Genomic DNA, 13,779 nt, shown 5'->3' with positions numbered 1-13,779 from the left:
CGGTGGCGCTGAAGTCGGGGTGAGGCTGAGGGTGCGGCTGAGCACACGGCCAGGCGGCGGGCGCGCCCATGGTCGGCCACGTGCGCACCCACCGGTCAGGCGTGCGAGCGGGCGGCGGCCGTGAACCGGCCGACCTTGCCGATGACGTCCTCGCTGTACAGCCGCAGCGACTGCTGCATCGCGAACTCGGCCATGTACTGCTGGAACAGCTGCGGCGGCTCCTCGGCCAGGTTGACCATCCGGCGGTTGGTCACCACGGCCGGGCTGTCGAGGTGCTCCAGCGAGTCCGCCACCGCGCCGTCCATCCGGTCGGGCTCGACGACTTCGTCGATCAGGTACCCGGCGTCCGGCTCGGTGGCGTGGATCCGGCGGCCCCAGAGCACCACCTGACGCGAGATCCGCCCACCGGCCAGCCGGCCGAGCCGCAGGTTGCCCGCGCCGGGCACGATGCCCTCCTGGGCGGCGGGCAGGCTGACGTAGGAGTCGGTGGCGGCCAGCACCCGGTCGAAGACCATCAGCAGCTGGGCGCCGCCGCCGATCGCGAAGGTGTCGACCGCCGCCACCCAGGGCTTCTCGATCACCGGGGTGTGCCAGGCCCCGGCGTGGTCGACCCGCAGGCCGCGCAGCAGCTTGTTGATGTAGCCGAGCTCGCGCCGCAGCAGGAAGTCGATCAGTGAGATCTTCCCGGCGTGCAGGCTCTTCAGGTTGATGCCCGCGCTGAAGACCCGTCGGCCCTGGTAGCGCGGGTGGGTCATCTCGCCGCCGCGCAGCAGGCCCACCGACACGGCCGGGTCGAGCAGCGCGAGGTCGACGGCGGTCTCCATGTCCTCGACGTGCCGGTTGTCCTCGGCGTTGAGGCAGTCGGTGCGGACCATGGTCAGGTGGGCGGCGCTGCCGCGGCGCTCCAGGCGCACCGAGCCGAGGTCCAGCCGGCCGGTGCGGCGGAACTCCGGCAGCAGGCCGAGCGCCCGCTCGGTGGGCAGGGCCATCGCGTCGATCAGGTGGCGGCCCGCAGTGGGGGAGCGCAGCACCTCGCGCAGGAAGATGCCCTGGTCGATCTCCAGGCCCTCCTTGTCGGCCTGCGACCGGGCCTGCTCGACGACCAGCTGTTCGGCGGACGGGACCAGCCCGGGGTAGTCGACGGCGGCGCCGGCGACCAGCTCGGGCAGCCGCAGGTCGAGGCTGTGATCGGCGGTCAGCTCCCGGTAGACGGCCTCGCCGTGCAGGCTCATGAAGCGGCTGCGCACCGAACGGGCGAGGTTCTTCGCCTCGGTGGCGCGCTCGCGCTGGTCGGGGTTGCGGTGGGCCGGCTCGGGCAGGGCGGCGAGCAGGTCCGCGGCCCGCTCGGCGGTGTCGGTCACCACCCGGCGGGCGGCGGCGAGGTCCGGGCCGACCGTGGCCGGCGCGTCCTGCACCGGAGCGGTCACGGGGCCACCTCGCGCAGGGTCCGGTCGCAGGCGGCCAGGTGGCGGCCGAGTGCCTCCTCGAAGCTGGTGGTGGTCGCGTCCAGCAGCAGCTGACGGCGGATCGCGGGGCCGTCGCTCTCCAGGGCCGCCAGCGTGTCGGCGAGGCCGGCCAGCGCGGCGGCCGGATCCGCGGCGAGCTCGTCCAGCAGGCCCAGCGCCACGGCTCGCTCGGCCGTGACCGGGGTGCCGAGCAGCACGGTGCGGCGGATCGCGGCGACGCCGATCTGGTTGGCCAGCCGGTACAGGGCCATGCCGGGCCAGACGCCCGCAGGGCCGGCCGCGGGGAGCAGCCGGGTGCCGGGCCGGGCGATCCGCAGGTCGGTGGCGAGCAGGGCCTCCAGCGCCACCCCGCCGCAGTCGCCGCCGGCCAGGGCCACGGTGGTCAGGTCGAGGCGCTCCAGCCGGCGCAGTGCCCGCTCCCACTTGTTCACCAGCGGGAGCGGTCCGGCGGGGGCGGTGGCAGGGGCGCCGGTGACGGTCAGCACGACCGGGCCGTGGGCAGCGGCGTCCTCGGCGCGGTCGCACAGGGCGTTGAGGGCCGCGACGGTGTCGGGCGACAGCGGCTGGCTGCCGTCGAGGTCGAGCAGAAGTTCGAGGGAGTGGTTCACGGTGGTGTCGCCTTACTCGCTGGCCTGGTACGGGCGGACGGCTTGGTGTGGCATGCGGTGGACGGCTCGGGTCGACGCTCGGCGGCGGTCGGCCGCGGTCACCAGCGGACCAGGGCGGTCTCGATGGTTGATCCCGGACCCATCGTCATCAGCACGCCGTGGTCGCCGGGTTCGGCCACCTGCTCGGCCAGCAACCGCTGGTAGGAGAAGAGGAACGAGCCGCTGGACAGGTTGCCGTAGTCGCGCAGCACGCTGGTGGTGTGGCGGACGTCGTGCCGGGTCAGGCAGAGGTTGACGCCGACCGCGTCGATCACCTTCTTGCCGCCGGAGTGCACCAGCCAGTGGCGGATGTCGCTGCGCCGCAGCCCGGTGCCGGCCAGCAGAAGGTCGACCACCCGCTCGGCGTGCGCGCCGACCACGTAAGGCACCTGCGGGTCGAGGAAGAAGCTGAACCGCTCCTGGTCGCCGTCCCAGTCGTACCGCATCGCGTCGATCGCGTCGGTGATGATGTAGCTGGCGAACTTCAGCAGGCTCGGGCCGCTCGCCTGCGGCAGCGGGAGCTCCGGCTCCCCGGCCAGCACCGCGAGCGCGGCGGAGCCGTCCCCGAAGAGGCTGTTGACGACCGAGGTACGCATGGTGCCGTCGAAGACGTAGGCGGCGGAGCACGCCTCCGCGCACACCATCACGGCCAGCCGGCCCGGGTGCGCATGTGCCCAACCGGTCACCGCGTTGAGGGCGTTGAGGCCAGCATTGCACCCCATGCCGACCACGTCGAGCCGGCTGGTGTGCGGGTCGATGCCCAACTCGCGGATGATCAGGGCGCTCAGGCCCGGGGTGAGGAAGCCGGTGGTGGTGACGCAGCAGAGGTAGCCGATGTCGGACAGGTCGGCGCCGGTCGCCTTCAGGCACTCCTGGACGGCGCGCACGCCCATGTCGACGGCCTGCGCCTTGTGCTTGGCGAGGAGTTCGCCCTGGACCTCCATCACCCGGGTGCCGTCCGGTCCCTGCGGCGGCAGGGTGAGGAAACGGCGCTCGATGGCGCTGTTGAGAAAGACGGACCGGACCCGCGGGTCCCGTATTTCGAAGATGTCCAGCAGTTCCTGCTGGGAATAGGAGTTTTCGGGAACGGCGGTGCCGACTCCCATCACCCGGGCGAGCGGGGCGGTGGCCGTTGTCATCGGTAGGTCCATCCCCAACTTCTGGGCTTGCTCCGCAGCGGCGGGGTGCAGGCGTGCATGGATCGGTTGGCCTTTCTTCTCGAGGCGGGCCGGTAACGTTTCTTCAATTTCCGGCAGATTGCGCGCGGATGAACTCCGCAAGGCGATCGAGTCCGTCCTCGATCTCTGCCGGGAGCAGATGGCTGAAGGAGAGCCGCAGCACGTTGCGCTGCGTCGCGTCGGCGTAGAAGTGGTGGATCGGCGTCCAGAGCACCCGGTGCACGGCGGCGCAGTGCGCCAACAGGTCGTCACCGGCGGGGAACGGCACGGTGAGCAGCAGGAAGAACCCGCCCTCCGGCACGTTCCAGCGCACCGACGGCAGGTCGGCGAACCGCCTCTCCAGCCCGGCCAGCACCTGGGCCAGGTTGCCCCGGTAGGTCTCGGTCTCCCGGGCGTTGGCGGCCCGCAGGCTGTGGCCGTGCGCCAGCAGCTTGCCGCCGATCACGGCCTGCGCGATCGGCGAGGTGTTCACCGTCAGCATGCTCTTGAGTTTGGCCAACTGGTCGGCGAGCAGCGGCTGGCCGGCCGGCGCGCCGGTCACCTGCTGGTCCGCCAGCACGTAGCCGACCCGGGCCCCCGGCAGGCCGGTCTTGGCGAAGGAGCCCAGGTAGACGACCTGGCCGTGGCGGTCCAGGGCCTTCAGGGTGGGCGGGCCCGCCGGGTCGCCGAACAGCCCGTAGGGGTTGTCCTCCAGCAGCAGCAGGTCCTCGGCGGCGGCGATGTCGAGCAGCCGCTCACGCTTCGCGCGGTCCAGTCGGACCCCGCTGGGGTTGGCGAAGTCGGGGATGACGTAGCAGGCCCGCGGGTTGCGGCCGGCGGCCCTGGCCCGGCGCACCACGGCCACCAGGTCGTCCGGGTCGATCCCGTCGGCCGCCTCGCGCACCGGCAGCACCGGCATGTCCACCATCATGGCCGCGCCGTGCACGCCGACGTAGCTCGGCGTCACGGCGAGCAGCACGTCGCGCTCGTCGCGGCGCAGCGCGCGCAGCGTCAGCCACAGCGCCTCCTGGCAGCCGACGGTGACCACCAGGGCGTCCGGGTCCGCGGTGATGCCCTCGTCCACCCGCAGGTGCTCGGCGATCAGCTCGTGGATGATGCCCTTGGTCCGCCCGTACTGCAGCAGGGTGCGGCGCACCGCGGCCTCGTCGCCGTCCAGACGGTCCGTCAGGTGGCGGCGGTAGATCTCGAAATACCGCGGCACATCGGCCGGGTCGAAGAATCCCTCGAACGGCCGGCCGGCCGCCAGCGAAATGGCGTCGGGAAATCTGTGGGCAATCTCGTTGAGGAAGTTCATCGATTCACTGACCGGTGCGGTCAACGCCTCGTGAAGACCTGTCAGCTCAAGTTTCATGATCTCGCGCTCTCTTGGTCGTGCCGGAAGCAGATAACCACACCCCATCCCCGCACGACAACTGACGTCCGGTCAAACCGGGAATACGAGGAATTCCCACCGGGATGTACGGCGAGTTCATCTTCGGTTCGCCTCTTGGCGATCTTGTGTTTCGGCCCGCGAGTCACTCTCAGTCCGGCGAGTGCAGCCCCGCGGACCGGCGCGCCGGTCCCAGGCGGGGCCGATCGGGTGCGCCGTGCCCCGCCGCCGCCCGCCACCGCTGTGACGCCGGATCAGGCAGGGCCGGGCGGCGGCAGCCACCAGTGCGCCCCGGGCCGCAGTCCGCCGCCCGATTAACCGAAACCCCCTGCATCAAAAGCAAGTTGAGAGAGGACCAGATCGATGACGAACCCGTTCGACGATGCCGAAGGCACGTTCCTGGTGCTGGTGAACGACGAGGGGCAGCACTCGCTGTGGCCCGCCTTCGCCGAGGTGCCCCAGGGCTGGACCATCACCCACGGCCCGGCGGGCCGCCAGGAGTGCCTGGACCACGTGACGGCCACCTGGACCGACATGCGCCCGGCGAGCCTCGCCCGCGCGATGGCCTGACCCTCCCTCTCCTGACCCCCGGGACGCCACTGATGCACCACGCCGAGCGCCGCCCCTCCCACTACCGCCTGCGCTGCACCGTCTGCGGCCAGAGCCGACCCGACGACGGGCTGGCGCTCGGCTGCCCCGAGCCGCACGCGCCGGGCCTGCTGCGCACCGAGTACCAGGCCACCGCGTTCACACCGGACCCCGCGTTCCAGGGTGTCTACCGCTACCACTCCTGGCTGCCGGTGCGCCGCACACTGCCCGACAGCGGCGGCACCGCCGTCTACCGCAGCCGGCGGCTGGCCGCCTCGCTCGGCCTGACCGAGCTGTGGATCGCCTTCAACGGCTACTGGCCGGAACGCGGCGGCGAGTTGACCACCGGAAGCTTCAAGGAACTGGAGGCCGCGACCGTCCTCGGCCGCATCCCCGAGGACGCGGGCACCCTGGTGGTCACCTCGGCGGGCAACACCGCCACCGCCTTCGCCGAACTCTGCGCCAGCCACCGGGTCCCGGTGGTGATCGTGGTCCCGGCCAGCGCCCTGCCGCGGCTGCGCACCCGCACCCCGGGCGGCGAACTCGTTCAGGTGGTCGCGGTCGAGGACGCCGACTACGCCGACGCCATCGCGCTCGGCGATGCACTGGCCCAGCAGCCCGGCTTCACGCCCGAGGGCGGCACCCGCAACGTCGGCCGGCGCGACGGGCTCGCCACCGTCATGCTCGCCGCCGTCGAGGCGATGGGCACCGCGCCCGACCACTACGTCCAGGCCATCGGCAGCGGTGCCGGCGCGCTCGCCGTGCACGAGGCCGCGGTGCGGCTGCGATGTCGCCCCGGCCACGACACCGACCCGCTGCCCCGCCTGCTGCTCGCCCAGAACGCCTGCTACGCCCCGGTCCACCAGGCCTGGCAGACCGGCGAGCGCCCCTGGCTGACTGGTGACGAGCAAGACCAACGAGCTGCCGCCGAGCGGGCGTTCGCCCCCGAGCTGACCAACCGGCGCCCGCCCTACGACCTCAACGGCGGCCTGCACGAGGTGCTCACCGAGAGCGCGGGCCACGTCCGGATCGCCGACGCCGCAGCCGCCCGAGCCGCCATGGACGCCTTCCGCGAACTGGAGGGCATCGACATCGAACCGGCCGCCGGCATCGCCCTCGCCGCCCTGCGCGACGCCGTGCGCGACGGCGAGGTGGCCGCCGACGCCCGCGTGCTGCTCAACATCACCGGTGGCGGCCGGGCCCGCTTGGCGCTGGAGCACGAGCTGACCGGCCACCAGCCCACCATGCTGGTCGCGCGCGAAACCGCCCACCGGCCCGGCGAGATCGCCGAACTCGCCGCCCGCCTCGCCGCCGCCCGCGAGCTGCACCCGGCGGCCGTCTGAGCCATGAAGACAGCCACCGCACTCACCGCGCGAACCGCGCACGCCGCATCCACCGGCACGCCCCGGCTCACCGAGCTGACCGCAGCCATCCGCACCGAACTGCGCCCCACCCGCACCGAGGCCTCCGACGGCCCGGTGGCCGCGCGGGTCGCCGCCGTCCTCGCGTCCTTCCTCCACCACCCGGACCTGCTCACCCCCGCGCAGCTGGAGCCCGACCCGCACGCGTACCGCCAGCACCTGCTGCACGTCGAGCCGGACGGCTCGTTCTCGATGGTGGCCCTGGTCTGGCTGCCCGGCCAGGCCACCCGGATCCACGACCACACCGCGTGGTGCGTGGTCGGCACCTACCTGGGCGCCGAGGAGGAGACCGCCTTCCGACTCGCCGAGCAGGACGGCCGCACCGTGCTGGAGCCGGTCGCCACCACGGTCTTCCCGACCGGGGCCGTCGCCCACCTGACCCCGCCCGGTGACATCCACCTGGTGCGCAACGCCACCAGCGGCAAGGCCGTGTCGCTGCACGTCTACGGCGCCGACGTGAGCGTGCGCGGCAGCAGCATCCGGCGCGTCTACGACCTGCCGATCCACCCGGGTGCAGGCGAGGAGGGGAGGGCCTGAGCCCGCTACTCCGCCGTGACCGGCGGGCCGTCCGGGCTCAGGCGTGGGCGCAGGCCTCGTAGGGTCGCGGCCCTTGCGGGCTCAGGCGTGGGCGTGGGCGCGGCGCAGCAGGTAGCCGCCGGAGGCGGCGGCGAGTACGGCCATGCAGGCGGTGAACACCAGGCCGGCGTGGGCAAGACCGAGTGGCTGGCTGAGCAGGCCGACGCCGATGACCGGGATCGAGATGCCGAAGTAGGCGACCACGAAGAGCGCCGAGAGGGCGCCGCCGCGGTGCTCGGCGCGAGCGGCGGCGGCGACCTCGCCCACGGCACCGCGCAGGCCCATGCCCTGGCCCGCGCCGCCCACGAGCGCGCTGAGCACCAGCGGTGGCAGGGTGGTCCAGGTGAGCGAGGCGGCGAGCAGGGCCAGGCCGGCGATCAGGACCAGGCAGCCCAGCGGGACGGCCCGCGCGGTGCCGAGCCGGGGCACCAGGAGCTGGCCGAGGGTGGAGGCGAAGAAGGCCGCGAAGACGATGAGACCGACGACCGCGTGGTTGTGGACATCCAGGCTCTGGGCGAGGAACGCCGGGCTGACCGAAGTGAAGACACCCAGCAGTGAGAACCCGGCGAAGGCGGCGACCCCCGCCGGAACGAACACCCCGCGCACCTCCGGCGGCAGAGCGGGCCACTGCGGGCGGGCGGTGCGCAGCGGGCGGGCCCCGGGGACCGTCTCCGGCAGGAACCACAGCACGGTGAACGACGCGGCGAGCAGTACCAGATGCACGACGAACGGCAGGACCAGCGGGCCGGGCGCGTACTCGGCGAGCAGGCCGGACAGCAGCGGTCCGCAGCCCAGGCCGCCCATGTTGGCGGCGGTCGCGACGAAGCCGGCGCGGGCCCGCTGTCCGGGCGGGGCGAGCTCCAGGACGTACGCGGTGGCGGTGCCGGTGAACAGGCCGGCCGAGAAGCCGGACAGCAGCCGACCCACCCAGAGCAGCGGCAGGCCCTGCTCGGCGAGGAAGGCGACGGCGCTGCCGGCCGCGAGTGCCAGCCCGCAGAGCAGGACGGGCCGGCGTCCGACGGAGTCGGAGGCATTGCCGACGAGCAGCAGGACACCGATCACGCCGAAGGCGTAGACGGCGAACACGACCGTCACCATCAGCTCGGAGAAGCCGATCTGCTGCTGGTACAGGCCGTAGAGCGGGGTGGGCAGGGTGGTGCCCGCCATGCAGACGGCGAAGGCGGCAGCGGCCCCGAGGTAGGCCGTGGGGCCCGCGGCAGGCCCACCCGTCGGGCGATCCGTCATCCGTCCACGGTAGAGGGTCCGGCCCCGGCGGCCCCCGGCCCGGCAGGGCCGGATCCGCCGGATGGCCGTGACCCGCCCACCAGGTGGAGGGCGCCGGGGGAGGGTCCGGGGCAGGAGGCGCGGCCCATCGGTCGGCCGTGCCCCCGGACCTGGCACCCCGCCAGGTCCGGGGGCACCAACGGCCCGTGCCGCGCCGGGATCAGCGCAGGCCGGCGAAGAGGTCGTTCTCGGGCACGGCCGCGCCGGTGGTGTCGTGGACCCGCACGAAGGTCTCCACGCCCATCAGCTCGGTGAACCGCTCCTTGCCCATCTTGAGGAAGAAGATGTTCTCGCCCTGACTGGCGTGCGCCGCGAGCGCATCGAACTTCTGGCCGCCGAACTCGGTGGTGTCCACCCAGGTGGTGATCTCCTCGTCGGGGAGTCCGATCTCGGGCATCGCGGCGGCCTCCGCCGGGTCCGGCTCCTCCCAGTCCGCGCCGAACTCGCGCATGACCTCCCCGAACCGCTGCATCATCGAGCGCGGCGCCGTCGTCCAGTACACCTTCGGCGCCATCCCGGTCATCGCCAGCGCCGCCATCGTGATGCGGTTCGCCTGGATGTGGTCGGGGTGGCCGTAGAACCCGTTCTCGTCATAGGTCACGACCACATCGGGCCGGTAGTGCCGCAGGAGTTCGGCGAGGCGGGCGGCGCCCTCCTCAACGGGCGTCCGCCAGAAGGACCCCGGGGCGTCGTTGGCGGGCCAGCCCATCATCCCGGAGTCGCCGTACTCCAGCAGCTCGAGATGACTGACCTTCAGGACCTCGCAGCTCGCCTCGAGTTCCCGGCGGCGCATCGCGGCGACGGTGGCCGGATCGTGCCCGGGCTCGCCCGGCTTGAGACCCCCCGGCCCGTCCCCGCAAGCGCCGTCAGTACAGGTGACGAGGACCGTGCGGATGCCTTCCGCCGCGTACCGCGCGAGGACACCCCCCGTTCCGGTGGCCTCGTCGTCGGGGTGCGCGTGCACCGCCATCAGGGTCAAGGGCCGATCGACCATGGAACCATCCTCCCGTGTGAAAAGTGCTGGCTCCGAGTCTGCGGTACGCGGGCAGGTGGGCGCCCGCATTATCGGGATGACCTGGGCCAGGGTCGGAGCCGGTCACTCCTCGTCGGAGCCGAGTGCGGGGGTGTCGAGGAGCCGGACGGTCGGGGCAGCGGGGGAGTGGAGTTCCAGGACCGTGACCTCGTTGTGACCCGGCCTCAGGACCGGTGCGGGCACGTCCAGTTCTGCTGCGGGCGGCGCGACCAGTAGCGGCCGAGCGCGAAGCCGTTGATCCAGGCCGGGCCCTTGGTCTTGCGGTCGGGCAGCCGGGGGCCGTAGTCGACCCGTCCCTGGTTCTCCACCAGCACGGCGGGGTGCGCTCCCAGGACCGTGAGTTGAACGAGAGGGCGTGCTCGTGGTCCTCGCGTTCGAGCACGCCCTCCGGCTGGCCGGACTCGACTGGGCTGGATCAGGGTCGGCGGTTCGGCAGCTGCCTCAGGCCGCCTTCACCAGGTCCAGCCAGCCGCCGCGACGCGCGACGGGCAGCCGGGCCTCGGCGGGCACGACGGTCACGGCGCAGCGGGCGCGGGCCAGGCAGTGGCGGGCGACCTCGCCGTGCAGCAGGCGCTGGAGCCGGCCGCGGCGGCCGGAGCCGATCACCAGGAGGTCGTCGGGCCGGTCGGCGACCTGGAGCAGCGCGGGGCCGGCCTCGCCGCGGATCACCACCGGGGTGATCAGCCGGTCGGCCGGGTAGCCGCCGAAGACCTCGGCGAAGACCTGGTCGAGGCGGGCGCGGGCGGCCTTCTCCCAGGCGGCGGCCAGCGACGGGCAGGGCTGGGTGCGGTAGGCCGGCTCGCCGCCGACCGGGGTCCAGGCAATCACCGGGACGAGCTCGACACCGCGTCGGGCCGCCTCCGCGGCGGCGCGCTGCAGGACCGCCGCGCTGCGCCGCGAACCGCTCACGCCGACGATGACCCGGGTGGACTCGGCCATGGTGTGCTGCACTTCCCTCAGTCGTGGATCCGCTCGCTGCGGTCCTTTGTTTTTCAGGTGAGACGATCATAGCGCCTTAAGATCGTAGGTCAAGTTCCCCCGGTGTGGATGATGCATGGACTACGGAAGCCAATGGGCCTTCGATTTCCTTAACGATCTCTTGATGCCGTGGCGCTGCCCGCCCGGTCGCCGCGCCTCGGCGGCGGGCGCCGAGCCGAGCCGCGCCGCAGGTCAGGGCTAAGGTGTCCGCCATGACGCGCACCCGCCTGTACCGCAACGGCAACCTCGAACTGGAGGACTTCCCAGCTCAGGACATCTCCGACTACATAGGAGACCCCGACTGCACGGTATGGCTGGACGTCAGCGATCCGGAGTCCGCGGACTTCGAGATGATCACCGAGGAGTTCGGCCTGCACGCCCTCGCGGTCGAGGACGCCCGCCAGGAGCACCAGAGACCGAAGCTCGACCGCTACCGCACCCATCTGTTCCTGTCCGCCTACGCGGTCGCGCTCGACGAGCGGACCGGCGAGTTCAGGGCGGAGGAGATCGCCGCCTTCATCACCCACAACGCCCTGATCACCATCCGCAAGGGCACCCACTGCAACATGGACCGCGTCGTCGAACGCTGGGACAACGCCCCGGACCTGGCCAAGCAGGGCGTCGGCTTCCTGGTGCACGGGCTGCTGGACTACCTGGTCGACGGCCACTTCAGCGCCGTCCAGGTGCTGGACGACCGAATCGAGGCACTGGAGGACCTGCTCTTCGAGGACGGTCCCCAGCAGATCCAGGAGGTTCAGCGCACCTCCTTCGAGCTGCGCAAGAGCCTGGTCAAGCTGCGCCGGGTGGTGCTGCCGATGCGCGAGGTCGTCAACTCGCTGCTCCGCCGCGACATCCACCTGGTCAGCGACCAGATGATGCCGTACTACCAGGACGTCTACGACCACGTGCTGCGTGCCACCGAGTGGACCGAGTCGCTGCGTGACCTGGTCACGACCGTGATGGAGACCAATCTGACGGTGCAGGGCAACCGGATGAACATGATCATGAAGAAGGTCACCAGCTGGGCCGCGATCATCGCCGTGCCCACCGCCGTCACCGGCTTCTACGGCCAGAACGTCCCCTACCCCGGATTCGGCACCCAGGGCGGCTTCTGGGCCTCGACCATCATCATGATCGTCCTGTCGGTGCTGCTCTACTTCACCTTCAGGCGCCGGGACTGGATCTGACGGCATCCGGGTCGGTCGGGCCAGTGCCCGGGCCCGGCACGAAGCGGGCGACCATTCCCCCGGACCTTTCGCTCTGCCACGGCGATCTGGGCAACCTGGAGCCCTTGCTGCCGGCCGGCGGCCGGTGGCGGGAGGCCGGCCTGCGACAGGCCGCCGCCACCCTGGACGAGCTGGACCGGCGTGGCTGGGTCTGCGGTCTGCCCCACGGCGTGCACAGCCCCTCGCTGATGGTCGGCGTCGCCGGCATCGGCCACGGCCTGCTGCGACTGGCGGCACCGGACCGGGTGCCGTCGGTCCTCGCCCTGCAGGGACCGCTGACCGACTGACAGTCAGGATGCTCAAGCGAAACCAGCTCAGCCAGGCCTGGGTTGCTCGGATCGCACGGCATCCTGGCGTGCGGAGGAGGGGCTGCCGTACTGTCGGCTGACATGGGGCTCGGCCAGGACATGGTGAACCGGATCTTCCAGCCCGCGACCTACGCCGACGGAGTGCCGTACGGCCTGTTCCGCGAGCTGCGGGCGGCGGCGCCGGTGTGCTGGGTGGCGGAGCCGGCCGTGGGGGACTGGCCGGCCGGGCCCGGGTACTGGGCGGTGCTGCGGCACGCTGACGTCAAATTCGTGCTGCGCACACCGGAGTTGTTCTCCTCGCACCTCGGCGCCACGCAGATCCGGGATCCGGACACCGACGCGGACCTGGAGTTCGCGCGCACCATGATGCTCAATCAGGATCCGCCGGAGCACTCGCGGCTGCGCCGGATCGTGGCGGCGGCCTTCACCCCGCGTGCGCTGGGGGAGTTGTCGGCCGCGATCGAGGAGTGCGCGCGGGAGTTGGTGGACTCGGTGCGGGCGGACGGCGAGGCCGACTTCGTGCGGCTGGCGGCGGACCTGCCGGTGCGCACGCTGGCGTGGGTGATGGGTGTGCCGGAGCAGGACCGGCAGCTGCTGGTGGACTGGTCGAACCGGGTGATCGGCTACCAGGACGCCGACTACGCCGCCTCCAGCACCGCCGACCCGGCCCACCTCACCGACCTGGGCCGCACCGCTCTCGCCCAACGCCCCATCACCCGCACCGGACCCGACGGCCGCCCCGTCAACCCGCGCTCCCGGGCCGCCCTGGCCGACATGTTCGCCTATGCCCACGGCTTGGCTTCCCAGCCCCGCCCGGGCAGTCTGCTGGCGCGGATGCGCGATGGCGGCCTGAGCACCGACGAGTTCGAGACCGCGTTCTTCCTGTTCGCGGTCGCCGGCAACGAGACGGTCCGCAATGGACTGCCGGGCGGTCTGTACACGCTGCTCAGCCACCCGGACCAGTACCGGCTGCTGGTGCGGCGGCCCGAGCTGCTCGCATCGGCGGTCGAGGAGATGCTGCGCTTCTGGCCGCCCGTGCTGGACTTCCGCCGAACCGCCGTCCGGGACGTGGAGTTGGCCGGTGCGCGGATCGGGCGCGGGCAGAAGGTGGTGGTCTACCACGCCTCCGCCAACCGCGACGAGGCAGTGTTCCCGGACGCCGACCGCTTCGACATCACCCGCACCCCGAACGACCACCTGAGCTTCGGCTACGGCCCGCACTTCTGCCTGGGAGCCCAACTGGCGCGGACGCAGCTGAAAGCGATGATCCGTCAGGTTCTGGAGCTCCCAGGGCTGGAGCTGGTAGCGAATGAACCGCCTGCTCGACTCGTGTCCAACTTCCAGAACGGGTTGAAGGCTCTGCCGGTGCGGTGGCGGCCCGGGGGCTGAAAGGCTGACATCAACCTCCGGAGTCAGTCAGCAGGCGCGGGTTCCATCGCATAGCAGAAGGCCGTCCATCACGTTTGGATCCTCGATGCTCGACTCGGCTTCTGCCGGTGCTGACGTCCCGCAGAGTGATGGTTCGCCGGATCGAGAAGTAGTCGGTGCGATCCGTGTCGACCGGTCGGGCAGCAGCGGTCGCACAGGAGTTGCTCATCCACATCGACGCACCATGGGTGAAGATCCGCGTGCCCAGGAACACCTGATCCCGCTTCTCATGTGTCAACGGCTCCGGAGACCCAGCGGGTGTTTCGGGGCCGTGCTT

14 protein-coding genes are annotated in these 13,779 nt (G+C 72.0%); 6 read left to right on the top strand and 8 right to left on the bottom strand.

All coding sequences use genetic code 11. The annotated features are described in order from the left end of the window. Positions 1-95: 95 nt before the first annotated feature. The 4 genes from dpgC to E6W39_RS02155 form a co-directional block, all read right to left on the bottom strand. Positions 96-1,427, bottom strand: a complete 1,332-nt coding sequence (gene dpgC, locus E6W39_RS02170) for a (3,5-dihydroxyphenyl)acetyl-CoA 1,2-dioxygenase DpgC (RefSeq protein ID WP_407658349.1) — start codon at positions 1,425-1,427, stop codon at positions 96-98. Beyond that, positions 1,424-2,074 carry an enoyl-CoA-hydratase DpgB gene (gene dpgB / locus E6W39_RS02165; RefSeq protein WP_141631992.1) on the bottom strand — a complete coding sequence of 217 codons (651 nt, stop codon included), beginning with the start codon at positions 2,072-2,074 and terminating at the stop codon, positions 1,424-1,426. Before dpgB ends, dpgC begins: the two co-directional genes overlap by 4 nt. A 98-nt stretch (positions 2,075-2,172) precedes the next feature. Continuing rightward, the gene (gene dpgA, locus E6W39_RS02160; RefSeq protein ID WP_228717916.1) at positions 2,173-3,252 is read right to left on the bottom strand and encodes a 3,5-dihydroxyphenylacetyl-CoA synthase DpgA; all 1,080 of its coding nucleotides are present in this window, start codon (positions 3,250-3,252) and stop codon (positions 2,173-2,175) included. 103 nt (positions 3,253-3,355) lie between these two features. Continuing rightward, positions 3,356-4,585 carry an aminotransferase-like domain-containing protein gene (locus E6W39_RS02155; RefSeq protein WP_323808975.1) on the bottom strand — a complete coding sequence of 410 codons (1,230 nt, stop codon included), beginning with the start codon at positions 4,583-4,585 and terminating at the stop codon, positions 3,356-3,358. 438 nt (positions 4,586-5,023) lie between these two features. On the opposite strand from E6W39_RS02155, the gene E6W39_RS38995 reads away from it, so the two are divergent. The 3 genes from E6W39_RS38995 to E6W39_RS02145 are packed head-to-tail and all read left to right on the top strand — an operon-like array spanning position 5,024 to position 7,206. Continuing rightward, positions 5,024-5,230 carry an MbtH family protein gene (locus E6W39_RS38995; RefSeq protein ID WP_101384543.1) on the top strand — a complete coding sequence of 69 codons (207 nt, stop codon included), beginning with the start codon at positions 5,024-5,026 and terminating at the stop codon, positions 5,228-5,230. 32 nt (positions 5,231-5,262) lie between these two features. Further along, the gene (locus E6W39_RS02150; RefSeq protein ID WP_181799048.1) at positions 5,263-6,591 is read left to right on the top strand and encodes a cysteate synthase; all 1,329 of its coding nucleotides are present in this window, start codon (positions 5,263-5,265) and stop codon (positions 6,589-6,591) included. 3 nt (positions 6,592-6,594) lie between these two features. Beyond that, complete coding sequence (locus E6W39_RS02145; RefSeq protein ID WP_141631988.1) at positions 6,595-7,206, top strand: cysteine dioxygenase family protein; 612 nt, start codon at positions 6,595-6,597, stop codon at positions 7,204-7,206. 81 nt (positions 7,207-7,287) lie between these two features. Here the strand turns inward: E6W39_RS02145 and E6W39_RS02140 are convergent, their stop codons facing one another. From E6W39_RS02140 to E6W39_RS02125, 4 genes are all read right to left on the bottom strand, one after another. After that, positions 7,288-8,490 (bottom strand): MFS transporter, encoded by a 1,203-nt coding sequence (locus E6W39_RS02140; protein ID WP_141631987.1) that lies wholly within the window; start codon positions 8,488-8,490, stop codon positions 7,288-7,290. A gap of 199 nt (positions 8,491-8,689) precedes the next feature. Next, a complete protein-coding gene (locus E6W39_RS02135) occupies positions 8,690-9,523 on the bottom strand; it encodes a PIG-L family deacetylase (RefSeq protein WP_141631986.1) in 834 nt (277 codons plus the stop codon). Positions 9,524-9,726: 203 nt separating this feature from the next. Beyond that, positions 9,727-9,876 carry a hypothetical protein gene (locus E6W39_RS43935; RefSeq protein ID WP_407658348.1) on the bottom strand — a complete coding sequence of 50 codons (150 nt, stop codon included), beginning with the start codon at positions 9,874-9,876 and terminating at the stop codon, positions 9,727-9,729. 127 nt (positions 9,877-10,003) lie between these two features. Further along, a complete protein-coding gene (locus E6W39_RS02125) occupies positions 10,004-10,501 on the bottom strand; it encodes a universal stress protein (protein WP_141631985.1) in 498 nt (165 codons plus the stop codon). Between the two features lie 251 nt (positions 10,502-10,752). Here E6W39_RS02125 and E6W39_RS02120 point away from each other — a divergent pair, with 251 nt between their 5' ends. The 3 genes from E6W39_RS02120 to E6W39_RS02110 all read left to right on the top strand — a co-directional run bounded on the left by E6W39_RS02120 (position 10,753) and on the right by E6W39_RS02110 (position 13,463). Beyond that, complete coding sequence (locus E6W39_RS02120; protein WP_141631984.1) at positions 10,753-11,727, top strand: magnesium transporter CorA family protein; 975 nt, start codon at positions 10,753-10,755, stop codon at positions 11,725-11,727. Between the two features lie 23 nt (positions 11,728-11,750). Continuing rightward, positions 11,751-12,053, top strand: coding sequence for a lanthionine synthetase LanC family protein (locus E6W39_RS02115; protein ID WP_220140148.1), 303 nt, complete (start codon positions 11,751-11,753; stop codon positions 12,051-12,053). Between the two features lie 102 nt (positions 12,054-12,155). Continuing rightward, positions 12,156-13,463, top strand: a complete 1,308-nt coding sequence (locus E6W39_RS02110) for a cytochrome P450 (protein ID WP_228717914.1) — start codon at positions 12,156-12,158, stop codon at positions 13,461-13,463. Positions 13,464-13,779: the final 316 nt, after the last annotated feature.

Source organism: Kitasatospora acidiphila (genome assembly GCF_006636205.1).
In the GTDB taxonomy this organism is placed as follows: Bacteria; Actinomycetota; Actinomycetes; order Streptomycetales; family Streptomycetaceae; genus Kitasatospora; species Kitasatospora acidiphila.
This window is presented reverse-complemented; position numbering and strand designations above follow the sequence as displayed.